Genomic DNA, 25,001 nt, shown 5'->3' on the forward strand with positions numbered 1-25,001 from the left:
CGATCGCCGTCCCGCGCCCGCCCTCCCGACGGGCGCGGTCGGAACCTCACTGTATCAGCTCCCCCAGCTTCAGCCGCTGGATCTTGCCCGACGGCCCCTTGGGCAGCTCGTCGAGCACGTGGACCACATCGGGGCACTTGAACGCGCCCAGCCGGGTCTCGCAAAGCGCGCGGAGCGCCGCGCCGTCGACTTCCGCGCCGGGGCGCAGCCTGACCGCCGCCTCCACCCGCTCGCCGTAGCGCGGGCAGGGCCGCGCGAAGGCTGCGGCCTCCATCACGTCGGGATGGGCATAAAGCGCCTCGTCCACCTCGCGCGGCGCGATGTTCTCGCCGCCCTTGATGATGAGCTCCTTCAGGCGCCCCGTCACGAAGACGTAGCCGTCCCCGTCCATCCGCCCCAGATCCCCGGTTCGAAGCCATCCGTCCGGCGTCAGCGTCGCCGCCGTGGCCTCCGGGTTGCGGAAATAGCCCAGCATCACGTTCGGCCCCCTGACCGCGATCTCGCCCTCGACCCCCGCCCCGGCCGGGGCAAGATCCGGGGACAGGATCGCCACCTCGCAGCCGTATGCGATCCCCGGCGAGCCGATCTTGCGAACGCCCGGCGGCAGGGGGTTCGACAGGATCTGCGCCGCCGTCTCGGTGAGGCCCATCGTTTCCACGATCGGAATTCCGAACCGGCTCTCGAACGCGCTCTGCGTCTCCACCGCCAGCGCCGAGGAGGCGGAGCGGCCGAAGCGGAGTCGCGCGCGGGTCGCCGCGTCCGGCTCCCCCTCGCCGTGAAGCAGGTGCGACACGATGGTGGGCACGACCGAGAACCAGGTCACCCCCGTCTCCGCGCAGGTGGTCCAGAACCGCGAGGCCGAGAACCGCTCGCAGACCACGAGCGCGCCGCCCGAGACCAGCGCCCCCATCACCGTCACGCAAAGCCCGTTGATGTGGTAGATCGGCAGGACGCAGAGCCCCCGGTCCTCCGGCGTCAGCGCATGCGCCATCGCCGGCATCCAGCCGCCGGCAAGGAGGCTCGCATGGCTGTGCAGCACGCCCTTCGGCCGCCCCGTCGTCCCCGACGTGTACATCAGAAGCGCGTGGTCCCCCGGCGCGACCGGCCCCGGCTCCCCCCGCGCGGCGTCCGGCCACGCGACCTCCGCGCCCACCCGGATGGCCGTCACGGATGCGCCGGACGCCGCCACCGCGGCGTTGAAGAGGTCCCCCTGCGCCGTGCCCAGAAGCACGAACCGCGCCTCCGAATGGGCGAGCGCGTAGCCCATCGCCTCCGCCCCCGCGACAAGGTTCAGGACCGCCGCCCGGAACCCGCCGTAGAACAGCGCCATCAGGCACAGGATCCCCGCCCGCCCGTTGGGCAGCATCACCGCGACCGACTCGCCGCGGGCGACGCCCATCCCCGCGAGCCGCTCCGCGATCTCCCGCGCCTCGTCGCGCAGCGCGCCCCAGGTCAGCGGCGCCTCGCCCGGAAAGACATGGCTTTCCCGCCCGCCATCCTCGGCCGCGCGCCGGTCGAGGAGGTCGCGGATCGTGCCCTCGGGCGGCCCTTCGACCGGGCTCACCGCCCGGCCTCCGCCCAGTAGCCCTCGAAGATCTCCTCCACCGACGGCTCCCGCGCGGCGATCGTGCGGACGATCTTGGTCGTCTGCATGAAGTGCCGCCAGTGCAGGTTGTCGTCGATCGAGTTGCCCCCCCAGGATCCGCAGCCCATGGAGAGCGAGAACGGCATCCCGTTGTCGAAGCTGCCGCCGGTCGCGAAGGCATGCGGCTGGTTCACGATCACCCGGCAGGTCGGCAGCGTCTGCCCGAGCGCCACCGGCCGCGCCGCATCCGCGGAATGCAGGCCCACCGAATGGCCCGCGCCCTGGTGGTCGAGGATCGCCCGCGCGATCCGCACCGCGTCGTCGTAATCCCGCGCCCGGTAGAGCGCCACCACGCGGGACAGCTTCTCCCCCGAAAGCGGGTGCTCCGGCCCGATGCCCCCCGTCTCCACCGCCACGAAGCGCGTCCCCTCGGGCACCGCGTCCGAGAGGCCCAGTTTCGCGACCAGGACGTCCGCGTCCTGCGCGATGATTTCGCGGTTCAGGCGCCCGTCCGGGAAGAGCCGCGCCTCGACCTCCGCCGCGCGGGCGGCGGGCACGGTCGCGCCCCCCTCCCCCGCCAGCGCGTCGACAAACGCGTCGTAGACGGCGTCCACCACCACGAGGGCGTTCTCCGAGGAGCAGGACGTCGCGTTGTCGAAGCATTTCGACGCCGCGATCCTCGCCGCCGCCGCGGGCAGATCCGCCGTCTCATCCACGATCACGGTGACGTTGCCCGCCCCCACGCCCATCGCCGGGGTGCCGCTGGAATAGGCGCGGCGCACGTTGTCCTGGCTCCCCGTCACCACGGCGAGGTCGCAAAGCTCCAGCAGCCGCTGCGTGTCCGCCTTGGAACCCGGCGGCGGCACCATCTGCACGAGGTCCGGATCCTCCCCGATCTTGCGGAACTCGGCGTGGATGTAGTCCAGAAGCGCCTCGCAGCAGGCCACCCCCTTGGGCGAGGGCGACAGAACGATCGCGTTGCCGCATTTCAAGGCGTTGACGACGTTGTTGGCGGGCGTCGCCGCCGGGTTGGTCGAGGGCACCACCGCGCCGATCACGCCCAGGGGCCGCGCGATCGTCGCGATCCCGGTATCCGGATCGTCCGACAGGATGCCGTGGGTCCGAGCCGTCCGGATGTCGCGCAGGAGGCCCAGCGTCTTGCGGTGGTTCTTGGTGACCTTGTCCTCCACATTGCCGAGCCCCGTCGTGCGCACGGCAAGCTCCGCCAACGCCCGGTTCCGCCCCGGCTCCATGATCGCCCAGGCGGCGGCCATCGCGGCGCGGTCGTAGCGGGCCTGGCTCCCCTCCGCCTCGTAGCGGGCCTGCGCCCGGCGGGCCCGCGCGAACAGTTGATCGACCCGGCCGACGCCGTCGCTGCCATCCATGCGGACCTCCTCCCCGAAATCGCCGTGATCCAGACGTTACGGCATGAAAATAGCGTTGCAAATGTTTTCATCGGCGTTCTATCCGCGGACATGACCTCCTATCGGGCGGACATCACCACCGTCGCCCGCGCCGCCGGCGTTTCGCCCGCGACCGTGTCGCGCGTGCTCAACCATCCGGACCTCGTCAGCGCGCCGACCCGCAACCGGGTGGAGGCGGCGATCCGCGCCACGGGCTACATCCGCAACCGCGCCGCGCAGTCGATGCACGGCCGGCGCAGCGCGACGCTGGGCCTCGTCGTGCCGACCGTGGATTACTCGATCTTCGCGGAGCTGGTGCAGAGCTTCAACGACGCCGTGGCCGAGCACGAGTTCACCCTGCTGCTGGCCACCCACGGCTACGACCTCGCCGCCGAATACCGCGTCCTGCGCAAGCTCTACGAACACCGGGTGGACGGCATCGCGCTGATCGGGCTCGACCACGACGCCGACACGTTCCGTCTCATCGCCTCGCAGGACGTGCCCGTCGTCGCGGCCTGGAGCTGGACGCCCGATTCCGCCCTGCCCTGCATCGGCGCCGACAACGCGGAGGCCGGACGGGCGGCCGCGGGGCATCTGCTCGGGCTCGGCCACCGCCGCATCGCCCTCGTGTTTCCGCCCTCGGGCGAGAACGACCGCGCCCGCGCCCGCTACGAGGCCGCGCGGGCCTCGCTCGCGGCGGCCGGCTCCGCCCCGCCCGCGCGCTGGTCCGCCCGCGCGCCCTACGACACCTCGCAGGCCAAGGCCGTGTGCCGCGACCTCCTCGCCGGGCCCGACCGGCCGAGCGCGCTCGTCTGCGGCAACGACGTGATCGCCCAGGGCGCCATCTCGGCGGCGACCGCGCTCGGGCTGCCGATCCCCGCGGCACTGTCCATCGTGGGGATCGGCGACTTCCCGGGCTCCGCCGACACCGTTCCGCCGCTTTCCACCGTGGCCATTCCCGCCCGGCAGATCGGCGCGCGCGCGGGACGCCACCTGGTGGAATGCCTGGCCGACGGTCCGCGGGCGGAGATCTTGCGCGAACGCTTCCCCGTGGAGCTGCGGCAGCGCGGGACCACCGCGCCCCCCGGCCCCGCCTGACCGGCTCCGCTTGCTCCCGCCCGCGTCTGCGCTAACGATCGGGGCGCACGTCGCCGCATCCATCCAGGGATCCCCCGCCATGACCCGTATCGCCGCCCTCGCCCTCGCCGTCCTGCTGACCGCCCCCGCCGCGGCGCAGACCAACCTCACCGTGGCCAACTGGCTGCCGCCCTCGCATCCGCTCGTGGCGGAAGTGATCCAACCCATGACCGAAAGCATCGCGGAGGCCACGGGCGGGGCGGTCACGGCCACGATCCTGCCCGCCCCGCTCGGGCCGCCGCCCGCGCATTTCGACTTCGCGGTGAACGGCGTGGCCGACATCACCTTCGGCGTGCAGGGCTACAATCCGGGACGCTTCCGCACCACCGCCCTGGCGGAGCTTCCGTTCCTCGGCGACAGCGCGGAGGCGATCTCGGTCGCCTACTGGCGCACCTTCGACGCGATGCTGCGCGACGCGGGCGAATACGACGACGTCCATGTGCTCGCCGTCTTCGCCCACGGCCCGGGCGAGGTCTTCGTCAAGGACGGCGACCTGTCGGGGCCGGACGCGCTCGACGGGCTGAAGCTGCGCGTGGGCGGCGGCATCGTCCACGAGGTCGTCTCCGCCCTCGGCGCCGTGCCGGTGGAAGGCCCCTCCTCGGAAGCCTATCAGCTCCTGAGCCAGGGCGTCGCCGACGGCATCCTGTTTCCCTACGAGTCGGTGAACTTCTTCGGCCTGATCCCGCAGCTCTCGCAGGGGCTCGCGGTCCCGGGCGGGCTCTACAACACCTCGTTCTTCATCGTGATGAACCGCGCCAGGTGGGAGGCACTTTCGCCCGAGCAACAGGCCGCCATCGACGGCGTGACCGGCGAGGCGCTGGCCCGCCGCGCGGGGCGGATGTGGGACCGCGCCGACGCGGCGGGCCGCGCGGCGATGGAGGGGACGCTCGCGATCGCCCCCGCCTCCCCCGAACAGGTCGCCGCATGGACGGCGGCGCTGACCCCGCTCGTCAACGCCAAGCTGGCGGAGGTGGATGAGGCCGGGGTGGACGCCGACGCGGCCTTCGCGATGCTGCGCGCCGAGATCGAGGCGGAATCGTCCGAATGAGCGCGGCGGACGCGACGGCCCGCCCGGACTGGCCCCGCCGCCTGCTGGCCGGTCTCTGCGCGATCCTGCTCGCCGCGATGATGGCGCTGACCGTGGCGGACGTGACGGGGCGCTATCTCCTCGCGCGCCCCGTGACCGGCGCGACCGAACTGACCGAGCTTCTCCTCGTGGCGGTGATCTTCGCGGGATTGCCGGCGGTCGCGCTCGACGACGGGCATGTCGCCGTGGATCTCGTCACCGCCCGCCTGCCCGACCGCGTGCAGCCCTGGCGCCGCGCCGCCATCTCGCTCGTCACCGTCGGCCTGCTCGCCGTGGTGGCGTGGCGGCTCTGGCTCCATGCCGGGCAGATCGCGGGCTACGGCGCGGTGACCAACGCGCTGCGCCTGCCGGTGGCGCCGGCGGCGCGGCTCGCCGCGCTCGCCACCGCCGCTTCGGTGCCGATCACCCTCGCCGTCGCGCTGCGCGACCTCCGCCGGGCCCGTTGAGCGACGATGGAGGTTCTCGCCGCCTGGCCCGTCGGCATGGCCGTCCTTCTCGCGCTCCTCCTCCTGGGGCTGCCCATCGCCATCGCGCTGACCCTGGTCGGCCTTTTCGGGACGGCCTCGGTGATCGGCTGGACCCCGGCGCTGGCGCTTCTGTCCACGACCTTCTTCGAGGGAGGCCGCACCTATTCGCTCTCCGTGCTGCCGCTGTTCCTGATGATGGGGAACTTCGTGGTGCAATCCGGCATCGCCCGGGATCTCTACGACGCGGCCCATGCCTGGCTGCGCCACCGGCGCGGCGGGCTCGCCATGGCGACGGTGGTCGCCTGCGGCGGCTTCTCCTCGGTCTGCGGCTCCTCCATGGCGACGGCGGCCACGATGGCGCGGATCGCCCTGCCCTCCATGCGCCGCTTCGGCTATCCCGACGACCTCGCCACCGCCTCGATCGCGGCGGGCGGCACGCTGGGCATCCTGATCCCGCCTTCCGTGATCCTCGTCTTCTACGGCATCCTCACGCAGCAGGATATCGGCAAGCTCTTTGTGGCGGGCCTGCTGCCCGGCCTTCTGGGCGTCCTGGGCTATGCCGCCGCGGTGGCGGTCCGGGTGCGGCTCGGCGGCGGCGCGCGGCGGACGGAGCCGAAGCTGCCGCTGGCCGCGCGTTTCCGCGCGCTCCGGGGCACGCTCGGCGCGATGCTCCTCTTCGCCTTCGTGATGGGCGGCATCTATCTGGGCGTCTTCACCCCGACCGAGAGCGCGGGCATGGGCGCGGCGGGCGCGTTCCTCCTTGTCCTGCTGTCCGGGCGCTTTTCCTTCGCCGGGACGCTCGCCACGCTGTTCGACACGGCGAAGACCACGGCGATGATGTTCTTCATCCTGTTCGGGGCGCTGACCTTCACGAACTACGTCAACCTGTCGGGCATGGCAGCCGACATACAGGCGCTGCTCGCCGTTCTCGGGGAAAGCCCCCTCGCCACGATCCTCGCGATTCTCGCGATCTACCTCCTGCTCGGCTGCATGCTGGAGGGATTGTCGATGATCACGCTGACGGTGCCGATCTTCTACCCGGTCGTCGCCGCGCAGGGCTTCGACCTGATCTGGTTCGGCATCTTCGTCGTTGTGGTGACGGAGATCAGTTACATCACGCCGCCTGTCGGAATGAACGCTTTCGTGCTGCGCTCCGTGGTGCGCGACGTGCCTCTCGGCACGATTTTCCGCGGGCTCGTGCTCTTCGTCGCGATGGACGTTCTGCGCGTGGCGCTCCTGATCTGGGTGCCGGGGATCGCGCTCTGGCTGCCGGCACAGATGTAACCGGACAGGGCGGGATTTGACTGCGGTCAAGTCAGCCCGGCCTCCCTCCGTCCGCCTTGACCGCAGTCAAGACAAACGGGGGTAGATGAGCCTTCGGCCGTGCATGGGGGCTGCGCGGCCTGCCATTAGCCAAGCGGCACGCTCGGCACGATCGCACCGGGGCGCGGCGTGCGGCAAAAAGGACTTGCCGAATCCGCCCGACCCGTGCCTATTTACGCAAAACAGCCGAAACGACGCTTCAAAGCGTAACGGCACGAGGCGGAGAAACACGAATGGACGGCAAGGGCGACCCGACCCCCCTATCCGCGGACGCGCCCCCGGCATCCGATACGGATGCGACCGGGACGGCCCGGCGTGGCGGCGAGCGGATCGACCACGTCGTGGGCCGCCATGCCGCGGCCCTTTCGGCGCAGCTGCAGGAGCATCGCGCCCGGCTGTTCCCGCCGACCTCCCGCAAGGAACTGCGCCGCTTCACCTCGGGCGAGGTTGCGGACCTGCTCGGCGTGAAGGACGCCTATCTGCGCAAGCTGCATCTCGACGGGCGCGGCCCGAACCCGGAGGTTCGGACCGGCGGACGGCGGTACTACACGGCCGCCGACATCCGCGCGCTGCGCCTGATGCTGGAGGACGGGACGCGGGCGCCGGGCAGCTACCTGCCGGGCCGCCGCCGCCATCCCGACGGGACGGAGGACCATTGCCAGGTCATCTGCGTGATCAACTTCAAGGGCGGCTCCGCCAAGACCACGACCTCGGCGCATCTGGCGCAGAAGATGGCGCTCGACGGCTACCGCGTCCTCGCCGTGGATCTCGATCCGCAGGCGAGCCTTTCGGCGCTGCACGGCTACCAGCCGGAATTCGACCTGCTCGACGGCGGCACGCTCTACGACGCGATCCGCTACGACGACCCGGTGCCGATCCGCGATCTGATCCAGCCCACCTATTTCGACGGGCTGGACCTCATTCCCGGCAATCTCGACCTGATGGATTTCGAGCACGACACGCCGGCGGCCATCGTACGGCGCGACGAGAACCCGTTCTTCACCCGCATCGCCGCCGCCCTCGCGCAGGTGGAGGGCGATTACGACGCGGTGATCATCGACTGCCCGCCGCAGCTCGGCTTCATCTCCATGGCCGCGCTTTCGGCGGCGACGGCCGTGCTGGTCACGATCCACCCGCAGATGCTCGACGTGATGTCGATGTGCCAGTTCCTCCTAATGACGTCGAACCTGCTCGGCGTGGTGGCGGAGGCGGGCGGCAACATGGAATACGACTGGCTGCGCTACCTCGTGACCCGGTACGAGCCGGGCGACGGGCCGCAGAACCAGATGGTCGGGTTCATGCGCTCGATCTTCGGGGACCACGTCTTGAACAACACCGTGCTCAAGAGCACGGCTATATCGGATGCGGGAATCACGAAGCAGACGCTCTACGAGGTGGAGCGGACGCAATTCACCCGCTCCACCTACGAGCGCGCGCGGGAAAGCCTCGACGCGGTCAATTCTGAAATCGAGGGTCTCGTGCAGTCGGCCTGGGGCCGGAAGGTCCCGTCGTGACGGGGCAGGGGCCATGCGTCAGGGAGGTGCCGGAATGGCGCGAAAGAACCTTCTCCAGGGCTTGACCACAGTCAAGCCGGCGGCGGACGAGGGCGAGGCGGCCCCGCCGCGGCGCACCAGCGGCGCCATCGGCGCGGTCGGCCGCTCCTTCGCGCAGATGCGCGAGAACGCGGTGGTCGAGGTGCCCCCCGACATGATCGACGCGGCCGGCCTCGCCGACCGCCTGGGCGAGGACGCGGAGCAGGACGCGCTCACGCGGTCGATCGAGGAATACGGCCAGCAGGTGCCCGTCCTCCTGCGCCATTCGCCCAATGTCGAGGGCCGCTACGAGATCGTCTACGGCCGCCGCCGCGTGGCCGCGCTGCACGCGCTGCGCCGGCCGGTCCGAGCGATGGTGCGCGACCTGCCGGACCGCTCGCTGATCGTGGCGCAGGGGCAGGAGAACACGGCCCGCAAGAACCTGTCCTTCATCGAGCTGGCCAACTTCGCGCGGCAGATGCGCGACATGGGCTTCGAGCGGAAGGTGATCCAGGACGCGCTGCACCTGCACGAGGCGGTTGTCTCCAAGATGCTGACCGTGGCCGACCGGGTGCCGGCGGAACTGATCACCGCGATCGGCGACGCGCCCCGGACGGGGCGGGACCGCTGGGTGGCCTTTTCCAAGGCCGTTTCGGGGCACGAGGACAAAGCCCTCGCGGCGGTGAGGGCGGCGCGGACGGCGGACGCGGACAGCGATGCGCGGTTCGAGGCGGCTCTGGCCACGACGCGCAGCCCCGCACCGAAAAAGGATGCCGCCCGCGCGGAATGGGGCAGCGTCCGGCAAACCACGCGAGGCACCACGATCTCGCTCGACGGAGACCGGGCCTTCGCGGACTGGCTCCTCGCGCGGATGGACGAGCTGCACCGGGACTGGCGCGACCAGACCGGGACGGACGAAGAAAGCAACCGGAGCAAGGAGGAATAGCCGGAAAGAAGAAGCCCCCCGAAACGCACGTCCCGAGAGGCCTCCAAGTCTGACACCTTGAAGCTATGGGACCGCTTGACCGCAGTCAAGCACCCGCGATTCCGGCGGCCGGTTTTTTGCGGCTTCAAGACATCATGACACACAGAACCAACGCCCCGGGGCGGCCGGTCCCGCATGCGGCGGAGCTGCGCTGGCGGCTTCTCGACGATCTCGCGGCGGCGCGGGAGGATTGGGGCCTGAAGGATCGCACGCTCGCCGTATTGCGCGCGTTGCTCGGATTCCTGCCGAAAGGGGAGGGGCGGCGGCTGACGGTGTTCCCGTCGAACCGCACGCTCTCGGAACGGCTGATGGGGATGCCCGAAAGCACGCTGCGCCGCCATCTGGCGCGGCTGGTGGAAACGGGACTGATCCGCCGGCGATCCTCGCCCAATGGCAAGCGCTACCGGATCGCGGCGGATTTGGCCTTCGGCTTCGATCTCGCGCCCGTCTTCGCCGCGGCCTCGACCATCAGCGTCCAGGCGCAGGCCGCGCGGGACAGGGCCACGCGGCTCCGGGCGCTTCGTGCGCGCATCCGGGCGGCGCTCGCGCAATGCGCCCCCGCACCCGAACGATGCGAGGACGTTCTGCGTCTTCTTCGCCGCAAGGTCCCACTCGAGCGGCTGGAGGCGGAGCTGCGTGCGCTGGAACCTGCGCTGCCGCCCGAAACGGATGTCGGTGCCGCCCGAAACGGATGCGCTACAGAACCCGATACAGAATCCGATAGCGAAGCTGACGCAGCGGTAGCGCAGGCCGCAATCGAGGACGTGGGGAGGATGCTGGGTCGCCCGATCGCCAGCCTCGCCGATCTGCGGGAGGCCGGCGAGGACGTCGCCCATGCGCTGTCGGTCCATTCGGCCTGGACCTATGCCCGTCAGGCACGGGGGCTGGTCTGGGCGGTAATGGCCCTGGCCTATCTGGCCCCGCGGTCGCCGCGGCTGCGCTGTCCGGACCGTTACTTCCAGACGCTCGTGCGGCGGGCCGGGACCGGAGGGTTCGACCTTCTGGCGGCGTTGCGACGCGAGCGGGTCGGGTTCGCATGAGGACGATCCCGGTCGTGAGGGCGGGGTTGACTGTCCGGGCGCGGCGCTCTCGTATAGCGCGAAAACGGGGGACAGGATGACGGTAACGCTGCTCAGGAACGCGCGGATCGTGGACGGAACGGCGCCGGAGCCGACCGAGCCGATGGGGATCGTGATCGAGGGCGACACGATCCGCGAGGTCGGGCCGAACGTCTCCGCCGGGGCGGACGCGGTCGTCGATCTCGACGGGCTGACGGTGATGCCGGGGCTGGTGGATTGCCACGTTCACGTCATCGCCACCACCGCCGATCTGGGGTCGAACGCGGCGCTGCCGGCCTCGCTCGTCGCGGCGCGGGCGAGCCTTCTGATGCGCGGCATGCTGATGCGCGGCTTCACCACGGTGCGCGATCTGGGCGGGGCCGACCGGGGGCTGCAGCTCGCCGTGGAGGAGGGGGCGTTCCTCGGACCGCGGCTGGTGATCTGCGGCAAGGCGCTGTCGCAAACGGGCGGGCATACCGATTACCGGGGGCCGTACGACAATCGCGACGCAAGCTGGTACGCGGGGAGCCTCGGCGCGATGGGCCGCAACTGCGACGGCGTGCCGGAGGTCCAGCGCGCGGTGCGCGAGGAGCTCAAGAACGGGGCGCAATTCGTCAAGGCGATGGCCGATGGCGGCGTGTCCTCTCCCTCGGATCCGGTGGGCTACCTCGTCTTCTCCGTGGACGAGCTGAAGGCCATGGTCGAGATCGCCCGGGGTTTCGGCACCTACGCGACGGGGCACCTTTATTCCGACGCGGCGATCCTACGGGCGCTCGATTGCGGTTTCGAATGCATCGAGCATGGCAACCTGATGTCGGACAGCACGATCGAGCGGGTCGCGCGGGAGGGCATCCCGGTCGTGCCGACCAACATCACCTACGACGTGCTGGCACGCTCCGGGGCGGAGTTCGGCCTGCCGGCGGAATCGGTGGCCAAGATCGCCGATGTGCGCGAGGCGGGACTGGAGCGGCTGGAGAAGATGCACCGGGCGGGCGTGCTGATGGGCTACGGCTCCGACCTGCTGGGGGGCATGCAGACCGAGCAATCCGGCGAGTTCCCGCTGCGCGGCCGCTACATCCCCGCCGACGCGGTGATCCGCTCGGCCACGGTGGACGCGGCGCGGGTATTGCGGATGGAAGGCAGGATCGGCGCCATCGCCCCCGGCGCCTTCGCCGACGTGATCGCGGTCGCGGGCAACCCGCTCGAGGACCTCGACGTGCTGACGGGGCAGGGGGCCCGCATGCCGTTCATCATGAAGGACGGCGCGGTCGTGAAGAAGGAGACGGCGCTGTGAGCCTGCGGGATTACAGCGCGCTGAGCTTCGACGTCTACGGCACGCTGATCGACTGGGAAAGCGGGATGCTGGCGGGGCTTCGTCCCCTGACCGACCGGCTGGAAACGGAGATGTCGGACGACGCGGTGCTGGAAATGCATGCCCGCCACGAAAGCGGGGCGCAGGCCTGGACGCCTGCGCGGCGCTATCGCGACCTGCTCGCCACGGTCTACCGGCGTTGCGCGGAGGAGCTGGCCCTCGTCGTCGACTGGGAGGAATGCGCGCGCTACGGAGCGAGCGTGCCGGACTGGCCGGCCTTTCCCGATAGTGCCGACGCTCTGGCCTACCTCAAGCAGCATTACCGCATGATCGTGCTGTCGAATGTCGACAACCGGAGCTTCGCCGGATCCGCCGAGAGGCTCGGCATCGACTGGGACGGGGTGTTCACCGCCGAGGACGTGGGCAGCTACAAACCGGCGCAGCGGAACTTCGACTACCTTCTGGAGCGCATCGCCGCCATGGGCCTTGCCAAGGGCGAGCTTCTGCACACGGCGGAAAGCATGTTCCACGACCATGTCCGCGCGCGGGCCAACGGGCTCGACAATGCGTGGATCCATCGCCGTCATGCCAAGGAAGGCTTCGGCGCGACGATGGATCCGGGCCAGTTGGCGGAGACGACCTTCCGCTTCGACTCGATGGCGGAACTGGCGTCGGCGCACGAACGCGGCGACGTCTGAGACGACGATCCTCCGGCACGAACCGTCCGCAAGCGACGGGGCGCCGCAATCACGACCAACAGGGGTAAGACCATGAAAACGCTTGCAACCGCCGCCGCGACGGCCGCCCTTCTGACCGGGGCCGCCGGGGCGCAGACGAACTTCATCGCCAACAGCTTCTACGACGGCGCCGTGCCGATGTCGGGGGCGGGCTACATCGAATGGGCCGAACTAGTGGAGGAGCTTTCGGGCGGGGATCTCGTGCCGGAGGTCTATACTGGCACCGTCCTGCTCGCGCCGCGCGCCTCGCTGCAGGGCATTCAGGACAACGTCGTGCAGGTCGCCCATGCCACCGCCGTCTACACGCCCGCGGAGATGCCGGTGGCGAACGCGGTGCAGGAGCTGGGCTTCGCCTATTCCGACCCGGTGGCGGCGATCTTCGCGGCGGCGGACTTCTCGATGACGAACGAGACGCAGCTCCAGGAATGGTCGGATCTCGGCGTGGTCTATCTCGGCGCCTACGCGACGCCGGCCTACGTGCTGATGTGCGCCTCGCCGGTGCGCACCCTCGACGAGATGCGGGGCAAGCGCATCCGCACCGCGGGCTCCGCCGTTTCGGTCTGGGTGGAGGAGGCGGGCGGCATCCCCGTCAACGTCCCCTCGAGCGAGATGTATACCGGGCTCGAGCGCGGCACGCTCGACTGCGCGACGAACTCGCCCTCCGACCTCGTGGACCGCTCGCTGCTGGAGGTGGCGGAGCACACGACGCTGCTGTCGACGGGCATGTACTGGGCCGGGCCGCAATGGGGCTACAACCCGGACTTCTGGGCCGGGCTCACGCCGGAGCAGCGCGCGGTCCTGATGGAGGCCTCGGCCCGGTCCATGGCGCGCATGGTGATCGCCTACAACGAGAAGGTCGCGGGCGGGCTCGAAGCGACCAAGGCGGCGGGCGGCAACGTCTACGAGCCGGAGGCCGATCTGGCCGGGCATGTGGCCGAGTTCCGCGACCGCACCTCCCGCGCCGCGGCGGAAAGGGCGGAGAGCGAATACGGGATCGAGGACGGCGACGCGCTGATCACCGCGTTCGAGGCCACGATGACGAAATGGACCGACCTGCTCGCGGAGGTGGACACCACGGACGAGGACGCGCTGACGGAGCTCGCCATGCGGGAGATCTATTCCAAGCTTGACCCCGCCGCCTACGGCGTCGAGTGAGATCGGGCGGGCCCGTCCGTCGGGCCCGCACCCGCCGCAAGGGATCCCCGAGATGGATGTCGCCCTGAAAGCCGTCCGCTGGCTCAACATCGCGAGCGCCGCGCTGGCCTGCTTCGTCATGGTGCTGATGATGGGGCACATCACGCTCGACGTGGGCGTGCGGTACTTCCTGAACGGCCAGATCGTCGGCACGCTGGAATGGGTGTCGTTCTACTACATGGTGGCGCTGGTGTTCCTGGCCCTCGGCTTCGTGGAGTACCGGAACGAGAACATCCGCGTGGATCTCTTCGCGCAGATGATGCCGCGGGGGGCGCAGCTCGCGCTTTACGTGTTTGCCTGTCTGCTCGGGCTCGTGTTCTTCGGGATGCTGACGTGGCAATCGTTCTGGGACGCGATGAGGGCCACCGCGCGGGGGGAGGAGGCGATGAGCAACTTCCGTTTCCTGATCTGGCCCGCCCGCTGGGCGCTGCCCGCGGGCTTCGCGGGGGTGTTCCTCGCGGTGCTGGCGAACCTGCTGAAGGCGCTGGCCACGCGGCGGGCGCTTTGACGGGATCCGGGGGGAGGGGCGGGCGATGAGCAATCTCGGAATCGGCGTCGCGGGCGTAGCGATCGCGCTTCTCCTGATCGCGCTCCGCGTGCCGATCGGGCTGGTCCTCGGGCTCGTCTCGATCGCGGGGATCGGGGTGATGTTCAACATGGGCGTGGCCTGGGGCATGATCTCGGCCACGCCCTTCGATTATGTCGGCCAGTGGGAGCTGTCGGCCGCGCCGATGTTCCTTCTGATGGGGTTCGTCTGCTCCTCGACGGACATGACGCGCGGTCTGTTCCTCGCGCTCAGGTTGTATCTCGCGCGACTGCCGGGCGGACTTGCCGTCACCTCGGTGGGGGCCTGTGCGTTCTTCGCCGCCGCCTCCGGCTCCTCCGTGGCGACGGCCTCCGCCATGTCGCGGATGGCGGTGCCGGAGATGCTCGACAACGGCTACGACCGGGGCCTCGCCACCGGGACGATCGCGGCGTCGGGGACGCTCGGCTCGCTGATCCCGCCCTCGGTGCTCCTGATCCTCTACGGGGTCTACGCGCAGGTCTCGGTGGGGCAGCTCTTCATGGCGGGGTTCCTGCCGGGGCTGCTGTCGGCGCTGATCTACATGGCGATGATCGTGGTGCGGGTGAAGCTGAACCCCGCGCTGGCCGGGGGGAACGTGCCCATCAATCCGACCGATGCGGAGCGGCGCGAGGCGTTCCGCGACGTCTGGCCCCTGCCCACGCTGATCCTCGTGGTGCTTGGCGGCATCTTCACGGGCGTGTTCTCGCCCACGGAGGCCGGCGCGCTCGGCGCCTTCGCGGCGCTTCTGATCGCGCTCGTGCGGCGTCGGCTCACCCGCCGGGCGCTGACCGAGGCGGTGACGCAGGCGGTGACGGCCACGGCGTCGATCTTCCTGATCCTGATCGGCTCGCTGTTCTTCACCCGCTTCCTCGCGCTGTCGGGCGTGCCGCGGGCCTTCGCGGACGCGATCCTGTCGGTCTCGACCGAGACGTGGTGGATCCTCCTTGCGGTGTCGGTGATCTTTCTCGTCCTCGGCATGCTGATCGATTCGATCGGGCTCCTGCTCCTGACGCTGCCGATCCTGGTGCCGCTGGTGGGGGAGGCGGACATCAACCCCGTCTGGTTCGGGATCATCGTGATCAAGCTGCTGGAGATCGGGCTGATCACGCCGCCGATCGGGCTCAACGTCTACATGATCAACGGGGCGCTCAACAATCGCGTGACGCTGCCCGAGATCTTCCGCGGCATCTCCTGGTTCCTGGCGATGGACGTGCTGACGCTGGTGATCCTGATCGCGTTCCCGATCATCACGCTCTGGTTGCCCTCGCTGGCCTATTGACGCGCCGGGGACGGGCCGGGACGCCACGGGCGCGATCTGCGGTCGCGCCGCACCACCTGCCGCAAAAGTGAAGTGGTCCCCCTGCGTGATCGAACGCTGTTGTTGCATTTAAAAGGGGGGGCACCGTCCTGATATCGGGAGCGAGCCGGCGCCGCGACGGCCCATTGCGAGGTAAGACCATGAAACGTTTCCTGATCCGGGCCGCCGTCGCGGTCGCCCTGACCGCCGGCCCCTTCGCCGCCTTCGCGCAGGAGGCCGGGACGATGGCGGCGCGGACCGAGACGAACGGCATGGTGGGCACGGTCGAGCAGGTCTCGAACCATGTGGGCGAGATGGATGTGGAGGTGACCTCGGGCACGTTCGAGGTGGACGACGTGCTTCGCTTCGAGCCCTACCAGCAGATCGAGGAGATGTTCCTGCGCGACGACGTGGTCTATCTGATGCGGCACGGCCCGACCGACTGGTCCAAGCTCGACCGGAAGGACGTGGCGCCCTCGGACTGCGCCAACCAGCGCGTGCTGAGCGAACGGGGCGCGGAGGACATGCGCAACTTCGGCACGCTTCTGGCCGCCAACGACGTCCTGCCGTCGCGGGTGATCGTGAGCCAGTGGTGCCGCAACCAGCAGACGCTGGAGTACCTCCTCGAAGGGATCGGCCGGGTCGCCCCGGGGGCCGCCGCCGACCTGCCGGTGCGGACCGACGCGGACCTGAACCTGCTCCTGTCGCTGCAGGGGGCGAAGAACACCGGGGCGCTCGGCCGGTTCATCTCGGAATGGGACGGCGACCCGGAGCGCGAGGGGCCGCTCCTGATGATCAGCCATTACACGAATATCGAGGAGCTGACGCAGTTCCGGGTCTTCGAGGGCGAGATCCTCGTGCTCGACCCGAAGCGCGACAACCAGGTGCTGGGCTATATCCGCCTGCGCTCGGCGGAGCCCGATGTGGGCCACTTCTCCGACGCGCTGGCCTCGCCGCTGCTGGACGAGGCCGCCGCGCTCGACATGGTGGACCGCTACTACCAGGCGCTGAGCGAGAACGACGTGGAGATGCTGACCAACGTGCTCTCGGACCGCTGGGTGCTGCATGGCGGCACCGCGTCCGAACCGGTCCAGAACGTCGACGACTTCCTCGCGAGGATCGCGCGATACACCAGCGCGCTGGCCGATGTGCGCTTCGAGACGGACGATGTCCATCTCGCCGACGACGTGATCACCGTGCGGGGCACGATCCGGGGCCGCCATGTCGGCACGCTGATGGATGTCCCCGCGACCGGCCGGGACGTCGCGTTCGGCGTGATGGCCGTGCACCGGATCGAGGAGGGCGAGATCGTCGAGAGCTGGGAGATGGCCGATCGGGCCTCGCTGATGCGGCAGATCTCCGGCGACGAGTGAGGCCCGGCCTTCGGGCGGCGCCGTGGACGGTTTGCGCTGTCCGTGCGGCGCCGGTTGAGCGGAGACCCGGGTCACCCGCGCGGGGTTACGGTCGGAACTCCTGCCTCCGTCGTCACCCGCTCTCGAACTGTTCGCATCAGCGCGGGGGCAGCGGACGGAGTGCGGACCGCGATGATCGCCATGGGCCTGGATGGCGTTCGGAAAACCCGCCCGAGGACGATCGCTCGCGTCTCGGGATTCTTCGGAGCGGATCGTCGGAGCCGGCGATGGCCGGTGGCGGGATGGGTCGCCGACGATGACGGCGGCGGCGACCCGGCCGATCGGATCAGGCCGCGCGCACCCAATCCCAGGCGGCGGCATCCTCGTCGGCGTCGAAGGTCCGCATCTCGAAGGGCAGCATCGTCGCGGCCATGCCCGCCATCGCAGTCATCCATTTCGGTGCCCCGACGACCGCATAGCGGCGCAGGTGTCCGATCGCGTTCATCTTGGTTCCCCAGAGCCCGCCCTTGGTCAGGATCTCCGGATCGAACCCTTCCCAGTCCACGAAGCGCACCAGCAGGTTGATCCGGGTCTCGCCTGTCATCCGTGCCGTCAACGGTTCCATCACCGCATCGATGTCGCCCTGGGTGATCGTGCCGTCGATCTCGTAGGCGATCACCCCGTCCGCGCCGTCCGACAGCAGCCTGATGCCACGGCCGGCGCCCTTTGCCTTGTCCGACCGCAGGTCGCGCACGAAGGCCTCGGCCTCGGCCACCTGGGACGCGCGGAAGCTGCGCATCTCGATCATCGGCAGGATCACGTCGGCCCCGCGGAGGATGGCGGCGAAGGCCTGCAGGTCGCTCACGACCGCCATGCGCGCGATCTTCGCCCACTTCGTCATCAGGCCGAACTCGAAGCGCGCGTCCGCGGCCATCGCGTCCGCGGTGATGTCGGTCCAGTCCTCGGCCCGCACGATCAGGCCGAGCGGGCCGTCGCCTTCCAGCGCGGGCGTGAGCGCGCGCTCCATCTCCGCGATGTCGCCCTTCTCCACGACGCCCTTCAGCGTCAGCTCCCAGACGTTCGTCTCGATCTCTTTCACGGTCAGCATCGGTCGCTCCTTTCGATCCGTTATCTTGCCTGCGGGCATCGTGCCCGGCGCGGAATGTCCTCGCGGCGCGCGCTGGCCCGCAGCATGCGGCGGTATTCCTCGGGGTTGGACAACGCGACGCTGCCGGGCGGCAGCCCCAGCATCCGGTCCATGAACGCGCCCTCGGCCGCCATCCTGCCGTCGAGCGTCGCGGTCGCGCCGTCGAGGTCGCCCGCCTCGGTCGCGCGGATCGCCGCCTCGACCACGTTCCGCCGGCCCTGCGACAGCGCGAGGATCGCCTCCACCACGAGGTCCGCCGCGGGCACGTCGAAGCGCCCTTCCGCGATCCCGTCGGCCACCATCCCCTCGAGGACGGGCCGCACGGCGGCGGCGGAGGCGGCCTGGATACGGTGGAACAGCATGTCGTTGCCCGGCCGCCGCAGCGCGTCGAGGACGAAGCGGGTCGTCGGTACCTGCTTGGCCTTCCACCGGATCGCGCCGGCGAGAAAGGCGTTCAGCCGCACGAGCGCGTCGCCCGAGGATGTCGCCCGTGCCGCCTCCGCCGAAGCCACGGCCTCGCGCGTGAACCGATCCACGACGCCGTCGAGCAGATCCTCCTTGGCGGCGAAGTGGTGGTAGAAGCCGCCCTTGGAGATGCCGGCGCTCTCGATCACATCGGCGATCGTTACCGCATCCCAACCCCGTGCGAAGAACAGCGTCTGCGCCGCGTCGAGGATCGCCGCGCGACGGGCTTCGGGCGCCATGCGCTGGCGACGGGATGTGTCGGATCCGTGCTCGACTGTTCCAACCTTCCGCATCCGCGTGTCCTTTACCAACCGGTGGTCGGTATGTAGAGGAAGGGCGGGCGAGCCGTCAAGGCGATGGATCCTCGCCGGTTTCAGGGCCGCATCGCGGTGGAGGAAGGAGAGGCGGATGCATACGCGCCGGGCGACGATCGCGCTTCTGGCCGGCGCCGGTCTTGCCGGCTGCGGCGCGCGTGGCCGGCTCGGCGTCGCCGCGCGCCCCGCGAACGACGGCCGGACGCAGACGCTTCTTGTCGCGACGACCCGCAGCGCCGACCCCGTTCCGCTGGCCTACGGCCCGGACAGAGCCAAAACGCTCGACGCGGCCCGGCTCGTCGTGTCAATCCCGCCCGGCCACCGGGTCGGCGCCATCGAATGGCCGCCGGGCCCCATGCCCGACCCGGCCCGGCACTTCGCGCTCATCGGCGCGCAAATGCTGGACGGGGCCGATGCCATCGTCCGCGCCGCCGCGACGCACGCCCGGGCCGGGGGCGACGCCGAGGCCGTGCTGTTCGTGCACGGCTACAACAACACCTTCGCCGAAGGGGTCTATCGCCACGCGCAGATCGCCTGGGATTATGGCCTCGAAGGGCCGCAGATTCACTTCGCCTGGGCCTCGGCCGGCCATCCGCTCGGCTACGCCTACGATCGCGACAGCGCGCTCGTCGCCCGCGACGCGCTGGCCGACCTCATATTGCGCCTTCTGGCCGACGGCCGGACCCGGCTGACCGTCGCGGGGCATTCCATGGGCTGGTTCCTCGTCATGGAAGCCCTGCGGCAGATCGCGCTCATGGGGCGGCGCGCCATGCTCGACCGCCTTGCCGGCGTGGCCCTGATCTCGCCCGACATCGACCTCGACCTGTTCCTCGCACAGGCGGCGATCCTTTCGCCCCTGCCGCAGCCGTTCGCCGTCGCCGTCGCGCGCAACGACCGCCTGCTCGGCCTGTCGTCGCGCCTCGCCCGCGGCGGCACGCGCCTGGGAAGCGTGGCCGACCTCGAGCGGCTCGGCGACCTCGGCCTCTACGTCATCGACCTGACCGGCCTCCGGGGCGGCAACGGCAACCATTTCCTCCCCGGCACTTCGCCCGCCGCCATCGCGCTGATGCGAGGGCTGCGCGGGGCCGGGGATGCGCCGGTGCCGGACATCGGCCTCGGCCCTGTGCGTATCACGCTGGGCCTCGACGGATTGCAGATCGCGGGGCGGTGAGGCGGCGGGCGAACTGCATCGTCGTGGACCCGGCGGGCATGCGGCCGCAATCCGGGCTGACGAAGGATTCGCTCTCGGCGCCCCCGGCTTTTTCGGGCGGCGCGGGCCGGACGCCCCGCCCACACCGCGCCACCCCCGCGACCCGCTCGTCGCACGCGCTGCTTTCGCGGATTCCGCGATGAATTTGTTGCAAATCGCGAAAAACCGATGTTTTTGTCCGGGGCCGGACCCGGAACACCGGGCCTCGCACTCAAGATGCGGTTCGTAGGGAGGACGACATGATCAATCTCAGGCAGACGACAAGCGGTATCGCCTTTGTCGCGGCCGCGGTGCTTTCCGCAAGCACGGCGCTCGCGCAGGAAGAAACGGCGCAGCTCGACAGCCAGTACACGGATGCGGACGGCGACCTCGTCGCGGACGCCCCCGAGGACGACGGAGCGTTGCAGAATCCGGACACGCTGGTCTTCGCTTACACGCCGGTCGAGGATCCGGCGATCTACGAGGACATCTGGACCCCCTTCATCGATCACCTCGAGGAGGTCACCGGCAAGGACGTACAGTTCTTCGCGGTGCAGTCGAACTCGGCCGAAGTCGAGGCGATGCGTTCGGGCCGCCTGCACATCGCCGGCTTCTCGACCGGTCCGACGCCCTTCGCGGTGAACCTCGCGGGGGCGGTGCCGTTCGCGATCATGGGCGCCGACGACGGACAGTTCGGCTATACGCTGCAGGTCTACACGCAGGCCGACAGCGACATCCAGGAGATGCCGGACCTCGCCGGCAAGCGGGTGGCGCATACCTCCCCCACGTCGAACTCGGGCAATCAGGCGCCGCGCGCGCTGTTCCCCGATCTCGGCGTGGTTCCGGACGAGGATTACGAGGTCGTCTATTCCGGCAGCCACGACCAGTCGATGCTGGGCGTCGTCGCGGGGGACTACGACGCGGCGCCGGTGGCGTCCGAGGTGGTCGACCGGATGGCCGAGCGGGGCCTCTACGATCCCGAGGAGGTCCGCATCGTCTGGGAAAGCGAGCCGTTCCCGACGACTTCCTACGCCTACGCGCACGACCTCGCGCCCGAGTTGAAGGAGAAGATCGAGGAGGCGTTCTTCAGCTTCGACTTCGAGGGGACCGCGCTCGGCGAGGAATTCACCGGCGTCAGCAAGTTCATCCCGGTCACCTATCAGGATCAGTGGAGGGTCATCCGTCAGATTCAGCGGGCGAACGGAGTGCAGTACACGCCCGAAGGCCTCGCGGCCGAGTGACGTCGCAGCGACAGGGGCCGGCGCATCGCCGCCGGCCCCGGCAGGGAGAGCCCGCATGTTGAAGATCACCGACCTGGTCAAGCGCTACGGCGGCGGCGACCCGGTCCTGAAAGACCTCGACCTGACGATCGAGGGCGAGAGCGTCGTGTCGATCATCGGCTCGTCCGGGGCGGGCAAGTCGACGCTGCTCCGCTGCATCAACCGGCTCGTCGAACCCACCTCGGGCAGCATCGTGCTGAACGGAACCGAGCTGACGAAGCTGCGCGGCCGCGAGCTGCGCGCGGCGCGGCGCAAGATCGGCATGGTCTTCCAGGGCTTCAACCTCGTTGACCGCCTGACGGTGATGGAGAACGTCCAGTCCGGGCGGCTCGGATACATTTCGTTGTGGGCGGCGGTGATGCGGCGCTACCCCAAGAAGGACATCCGCCGCGCCTACGAGCTGATGGAGCGTGTCGGCATCGCACAATACGCCAACACCCGGGCCGACCAGCTGTCCGGTGGCGAACGCCAAAGGGTCGGCGTCGTGCGCGCGCTGATGCAGGAGCCCGAGATCCTGCTCGCCGACGAGCCCACGGCCTCGCTCGACCCCAAGACGTCCGAGCAGATCATGGGTCTTCTGCGGGACCTCGCGAGCGAGCTGAAGCTGCCGGTCCTGATCAACATCCACAACGTGACCGAAGCCAAGGAATACACCGACCGGATCGTCGGCATGCGCTACGGCCGGATCATCTTCGACGACCTGCCTGCCGCGCTGGACCAGGAGGCGATGGACCGAATTTATTCCGGCAGTCCCCATGTCGACCGCGGCGCCGAATTGCGGGAAGCGTCATGACCTCCCGACCCGACACGTGGCGGCGGCCGCCCTTCATCGCGAACCCCGTCGTGCGATGGGCCGTCTACCTCGGCGTGCTGGCCTACTTCGCCTGGGTCGTCGCGACGATGCCCATCGACTGGACGCGCGCCGCGCAGGGGATCGAGCGGGCGGGACGCATCTTCGGCGGGGCCTTTCCGCCGAGCTACGAGCGCAGCGGGCTCCTGATCGACGGATTCCTCGAAAGCCTGAAGATCGCGATCCTCGCCACCGCGGGGGGCGTCGCGCTGTCGATCCCCATCGCCTTCATGTCGGCACGCAACATCGCGCCGCTGCCGGTCTTCTACCTCGGACGGGCGATCATCATCGTCGCGCGCAGCTTTCACCCGGTGATCGTGGCCATCATCTTCGTGAAGGCCGTCGGGTTCGGGCCCTTCGCGGGCGTGCTGACGCTGGTGGTCTACTCCGTCGGGTTCGTCGCCAAGATGCTGGCCGAGCGGATCGAGGAGATCGACTTCGGGCAGGTCGAGGCGATGCGGGCCGCGGGCGCGCCTTACGCCTCGACGCTGATCTACGCCATATTTCCGCAGATAATGCCGCGCCAGATCGGCTTGACGATCTACCAGCTCGACTCGAACCTGCGCGCTTCGGCGGTGGTGGGGATCGTGGGCGCCGGTGGCATCGGGGCCACGCTCGCCAATGCCTTCGGGCGTTACGACTACGACTTCGCCCTCGCCATCACCATCGTCATCGTCGGCGTGATCCTGATCTCGGAAGGGGTCAGCGGGCAGATACGGAAGCGTCTGGCATGAGCAGCATCGCCGAACAGTTCGGCCGGGAGGACTGGTCCCGGCACACGCCGAAACAGAAGGCCCGGCGCTTCGCGATCTTCGCCCTGTCCGCGCTGGCGATACTCTGGGCCCTCGGCTCGATCGAGATCATCTGGCCGTGGGTCTGGGGCGCGCCCGGTCAGATGGGCGACCTTTTCGGGCGGATGTATCCACCGGATCCGACGAACCTCGGAACCATCCTTCGCGTATTGCTGGAAACGGTGAACATCGCCACCTTCGCCACCGCGCTGGCGGTCGTCATGTCCCTGCCGGTGGCCTACATCGCCGCGCAGAACACCACGCCGAACCGGGCGACGCTCTGGCTCGGGCGGCTGATCCTCGTTACCTCGCGGTCGGTGAACACGATCATCTGGGCGCTTCTGTTCGTCGCCATCTTCGGGCCCGGCATCGTGGCGGGGATCGTGGCGATCATGTTCCGGTCGATCGGTTTCGTCGGAAAGCTTCTGGGCGAGGCCATCGAGGAGATCGACACGAGGCCGGTCGAGGCGCTCGAGGCCACCGGGGCGTCCCGCTTCAAGATCATCGTCTATGCCATCGTGCCGCAGGTGATGCCGACATTCTGGGCGGTCTCGATCCTACGCTGGGACATCAACCTTCGCGAGTCGACGGTCCTCGGCCTCGTCGGCGCCGGGGGCATCGGGATCATCCTCCAGGGCGCGATCGACACCTTCAACTGGCCCGAGGCGGCGACGGTGCTGCTTTCGATCCTCGCGCTTGTCGTGCTCGGCGAAATCGTCTCGGCCTTTCTTCGTCGCCGCATCCTTTGACCGACACTCGTGCCGTCGAGGCCCGCGCCGCGTTCGAGGCGTATCTCCGCGTGCGGCACCGCCTGCCGTCGGTCGAATTCGGAACGGACTGGAGGACGGCGGCGACGCTCGACGAGATAGCTGCTCCGTTCGACCTGATCCTGTTCGACGCTTATGGCGTGCTGAACGTCGGAGAGACCGCGATCGAGGGGGCGGCCGAGCGGATCGCGGACCTGCGCGCGGCGGGGAAGTCGGTTGCGGTGGTGTCGAACTCCGCCGCCTACCCGAAGCGGCGGATGATGTCACGATACGAGCGGCTGGGGTTCGACTTCACGCCGGAGGAAGTCGTCACCAGCCGGGAAACGCTGCTTTCACACCTTGCGGACATGCCCCCCCGCCGATGGGGTGCGATGCTGAATGATGCGAACGGCACCGAGGAGCTGGACGGGCTGGACATAGCCTTCTTGGGCGACGAATGCGGGCCTTATGCGGAGGCCGAGGGCTTCCTGCTGATCGGCTCGGACGGCTGGACCGAGCATCGGCAGGACCTGCTCGAAGCGTCGTTGCGGCGCGACCCGAGACCGGTCCTTGTCGGCAACCCAGACCTCGTGGCGCCGCGGGAGACCGGCCTGTCGACCGAGCCGGGCTCCTTCGCCCATCGCATCGCGGATGCGGCCGAAGTCGTGCCGATCTTCTTCGGCAAGCCTTTCGCCGGCATATACGATCTCCTGCTCGGCCGCCTTGCGACGCCTCCTGCGCCGGAACGTGTGCTCATGGTGGGCGATACGCTCCACACCGACATCCTCGGTGGCCGTCAGATGGGTTTCGCGACAACCCTGGTGACGGGCCACGGTGCGCTTGTCGGTCTTGACGTGGAAGAGGTCATACGCCGCGCGAACATTGTGCCCGATTTCGTCATCCCGCGAATCTGAAAGGATGTTCTGAGACGAATCCGAAATCGACCTCGATACGATCGCTCGTGACAAGCGAACCGGCCTCGCCTCGAGCATCGCACCGCCGGGTCCGACGCCTTGGACGGCTGGATCGTGGCCCTCGCGACGCCATGGCCCGATCCGTTCGGCGCTTGGACAGGGCGGTCGGAGCGCGGGGCAGCCTCCGCCTATCTCCGTCATCAACAACTCGACCGTATATCGAACGGCATCATCCACCACGTCACGGCCTTCAGCCACGATCCCGGGCACG

23 protein-coding genes are annotated in these 25,001 nt (G+C 69.5%); 19 read left to right on the forward strand and 4 right to left on the reverse strand.

What is annotated here, in order from left to right:
• Nucleotides 1-46: 46 nt before the first annotated feature.
• On the reverse strand, nt 47-1,564 hold the full coding sequence (locus Q1B08_RS12050) for an AMP-binding protein (protein WP_299818893.1): 1,518 nt from the start codon (nt 1,562-1,564) through the stop codon (nt 47-49).
• Nucleotides 1,561-2,970, reverse strand: coding sequence for an aldehyde dehydrogenase family protein (locus Q1B08_RS12055; RefSeq protein WP_299818896.1), 1,410 nt, complete (start codon nt 2,968-2,970; stop codon nt 1,561-1,563). Before Q1B08_RS12055 ends, Q1B08_RS12050 begins: the two co-directional genes overlap by 4 nt.
• Nucleotides 2,971-3,060: 90 nt before the next feature.
• Here Q1B08_RS12055 and Q1B08_RS12060 point away from each other — a divergent pair, with 90 nt between their 5' ends.
• The 13 genes from Q1B08_RS12060 (at nt 3,061) to Q1B08_RS12120 (ending at nt 17,055) form a co-directional block, all read left to right on the forward strand.
• Nucleotides 3,061-4,086: a LacI family DNA-binding transcriptional regulator gene (locus tag Q1B08_RS12060; RefSeq protein WP_299818899.1), complete on the forward strand. Its 1,026-nt coding sequence runs from the start codon at nt 3,061-3,063 to the stop codon at nt 4,084-4,086.
• A gap of 79 nt (nt 4,087-4,165) precedes the next feature.
• Nucleotides 4,166-5,173, forward strand: coding sequence for a TRAP transporter substrate-binding protein (locus tag Q1B08_RS12065; RefSeq protein ID WP_299818902.1), 1,008 nt, complete (start codon nt 4,166-4,168; stop codon nt 5,171-5,173).
• Nucleotides 5,170-5,658 carry a TRAP transporter small permease gene (locus tag Q1B08_RS12070; RefSeq protein WP_299818904.1) on the forward strand — a complete coding sequence of 163 codons (489 nt, stop codon included), beginning with the start codon at nt 5,170-5,172 and terminating at the stop codon, nt 5,656-5,658. The genes Q1B08_RS12065 and Q1B08_RS12070 overlap by 4 nt, the downstream gene beginning before the upstream one ends.
• Before the next feature lie 6 nt (nt 5,659-5,664).
• Nucleotides 5,665-6,963, forward strand: coding sequence for a TRAP transporter large permease (locus Q1B08_RS12075; RefSeq protein WP_299818907.1), 1,299 nt, complete (start codon nt 5,665-5,667; stop codon nt 6,961-6,963).
• 272 nt (nt 6,964-7,235) lie between these two features.
• A complete protein-coding gene (repA, locus tag Q1B08_RS12080) occupies nt 7,236-8,516 on the forward strand; it encodes a plasmid partitioning protein RepA (RefSeq protein WP_299818910.1) in 1,281 nt (426 codons plus the stop codon).
• A 34-nt stretch (nt 8,517-8,550) separates the two neighbouring features.
• Nucleotides 8,551-9,480 (forward strand): plasmid partitioning protein RepB, encoded by a 930-nt coding sequence (repB, locus tag Q1B08_RS12085; RefSeq protein ID WP_299818913.1) that lies wholly within the window; start codon nt 8,551-8,553, stop codon nt 9,478-9,480.
• A gap of 134 nt (nt 9,481-9,614) precedes the next feature.
• The gene (locus tag Q1B08_RS12090) at nt 9,615-10,559 is read left to right on the forward strand and encodes a helix-turn-helix domain-containing protein (RefSeq protein WP_299818915.1); all 945 of its coding nucleotides are present in this window, start codon (nt 9,615-9,617) and stop codon (nt 10,557-10,559) included.
• A gap of 76 nt (nt 10,560-10,635) precedes the next feature.
• Entirely contained in the window at nt 10,636-11,871 is a 1,236-nt protein-coding gene (locus tag Q1B08_RS12095; RefSeq protein WP_299818918.1) for an amidohydrolase family protein, read from the forward strand.
• Entirely contained in the window at nt 11,868-12,587 is a 720-nt protein-coding gene (locus Q1B08_RS12100) for a haloacid dehalogenase type II (RefSeq protein WP_299818921.1), read from the forward strand. Before Q1B08_RS12095 ends, Q1B08_RS12100 begins: the two co-directional genes overlap by 4 nt.
• Nucleotides 12,588-12,659: 72 nt before the next feature.
• A complete protein-coding gene (locus tag Q1B08_RS12105; RefSeq protein ID WP_299818924.1) occupies nt 12,660-13,781 on the forward strand; it encodes a C4-dicarboxylate TRAP transporter substrate-binding protein in 1,122 nt (373 codons plus the stop codon).
• Between the two features lie 52 nt (nt 13,782-13,833).
• A complete protein-coding gene (locus Q1B08_RS12110; RefSeq protein ID WP_299818927.1) occupies nt 13,834-14,328 on the forward strand; it encodes a TRAP transporter small permease in 495 nt (164 codons plus the stop codon).
• A 25-nt stretch (nt 14,329-14,353) separates the two neighbouring features.
• Entirely contained in the window at nt 14,354-15,664 is a 1,311-nt protein-coding gene (locus Q1B08_RS12115; protein WP_299818930.1) for a TRAP transporter large permease, read from the forward strand.
• A 179-nt stretch (nt 15,665-15,843) separates the two neighbouring features.
• Nucleotides 15,844-17,055 (forward strand): ester cyclase, encoded by a 1,212-nt coding sequence (locus Q1B08_RS12120; protein WP_299818933.1) that lies wholly within the window; start codon nt 15,844-15,846, stop codon nt 17,053-17,055.
• A gap of 325 nt (nt 17,056-17,380) precedes the next feature.
• On the opposite strand, the gene Q1B08_RS12125 is transcribed toward Q1B08_RS12120, so the two are convergent.
• Together Q1B08_RS12125 and Q1B08_RS12130 are read right to left on the reverse strand one after the other, a co-directional pair.
• The gene (locus Q1B08_RS12125) at nt 17,381-18,142 is read right to left on the reverse strand and encodes an STAS/SEC14 domain-containing protein (RefSeq protein ID WP_299818937.1); all 762 of its coding nucleotides are present in this window, start codon (nt 18,140-18,142) and stop codon (nt 17,381-17,383) included.
• Between the two features lie 20 nt (nt 18,143-18,162).
• Nucleotides 18,163-18,939: a TetR/AcrR family transcriptional regulator gene (locus tag Q1B08_RS12130; protein ID WP_299818942.1), complete on the reverse strand. Its 777-nt coding sequence runs from the start codon at nt 18,937-18,939 to the stop codon at nt 18,163-18,165.
• A gap of 115 nt (nt 18,940-19,054) precedes the next feature.
• On the opposite strand from Q1B08_RS12130, the gene Q1B08_RS12135 reads away from it, so the two are divergent.
• The 6 genes from Q1B08_RS12135 to Q1B08_RS12160 all read left to right on the forward strand — a co-directional run bounded on the left by Q1B08_RS12135 (nt 19,055) and on the right by Q1B08_RS12160 (nt 24,730).
• Nucleotides 19,055-20,131 (forward strand): alpha/beta hydrolase, encoded by a 1,077-nt coding sequence (locus tag Q1B08_RS12135; RefSeq protein ID WP_299818947.1) that lies wholly within the window; start codon nt 19,055-19,057, stop codon nt 20,129-20,131.
• A gap of 278 nt (nt 20,132-20,409) precedes the next feature.
• Nucleotides 20,410-21,390 (forward strand): phosphate/phosphite/phosphonate ABC transporter substrate-binding protein, encoded by a 981-nt coding sequence (phnD, locus tag Q1B08_RS12140; protein WP_299818950.1) that lies wholly within the window; start codon nt 20,410-20,412, stop codon nt 21,388-21,390.
• 55 nt (nt 21,391-21,445) lie between these two features.
• Nucleotides 21,446-22,222 (forward strand): phosphonate ABC transporter ATP-binding protein, encoded by a 777-nt coding sequence (gene phnC / locus Q1B08_RS12145; protein WP_299818955.1) that lies wholly within the window; start codon nt 21,446-21,448, stop codon nt 22,220-22,222.
• Complete coding sequence (gene phnE, locus Q1B08_RS12150) at nt 22,219-23,013, forward strand: phosphonate ABC transporter, permease protein PhnE (RefSeq protein ID WP_299818959.1); 795 nt, start codon at nt 22,219-22,221, stop codon at nt 23,011-23,013. Before phnC ends, phnE (Q1B08_RS12150) begins: the two co-directional genes overlap by 4 nt.
• On the forward strand, nt 23,010-23,819 hold the full coding sequence (phnE, locus tag Q1B08_RS12155; RefSeq protein ID WP_299818963.1) for a phosphonate ABC transporter, permease protein PhnE: 810 nt from the start codon (nt 23,010-23,012) through the stop codon (nt 23,817-23,819). The genes phnE (Q1B08_RS12150) and phnE (Q1B08_RS12155) overlap by 4 nt, the downstream gene beginning before the upstream one ends.
• Complete coding sequence (locus Q1B08_RS12160) at nt 23,816-24,730, forward strand: HAD hydrolase-like protein (protein ID WP_299818968.1); 915 nt, start codon at nt 23,816-23,818, stop codon at nt 24,728-24,730. Before phnE (Q1B08_RS12155) ends, Q1B08_RS12160 begins: the two co-directional genes overlap by 4 nt.
• The last annotated feature ends 271 nt before the right edge of the window (nt 24,731-25,001 follow it).

It is taken from the genome of uncultured Jannaschia sp. (genome assembly GCF_947494025.1).
Lineage (GTDB): Bacteria > Pseudomonadota > Alphaproteobacteria > Rhodobacterales > Rhodobacteraceae > Jannaschia.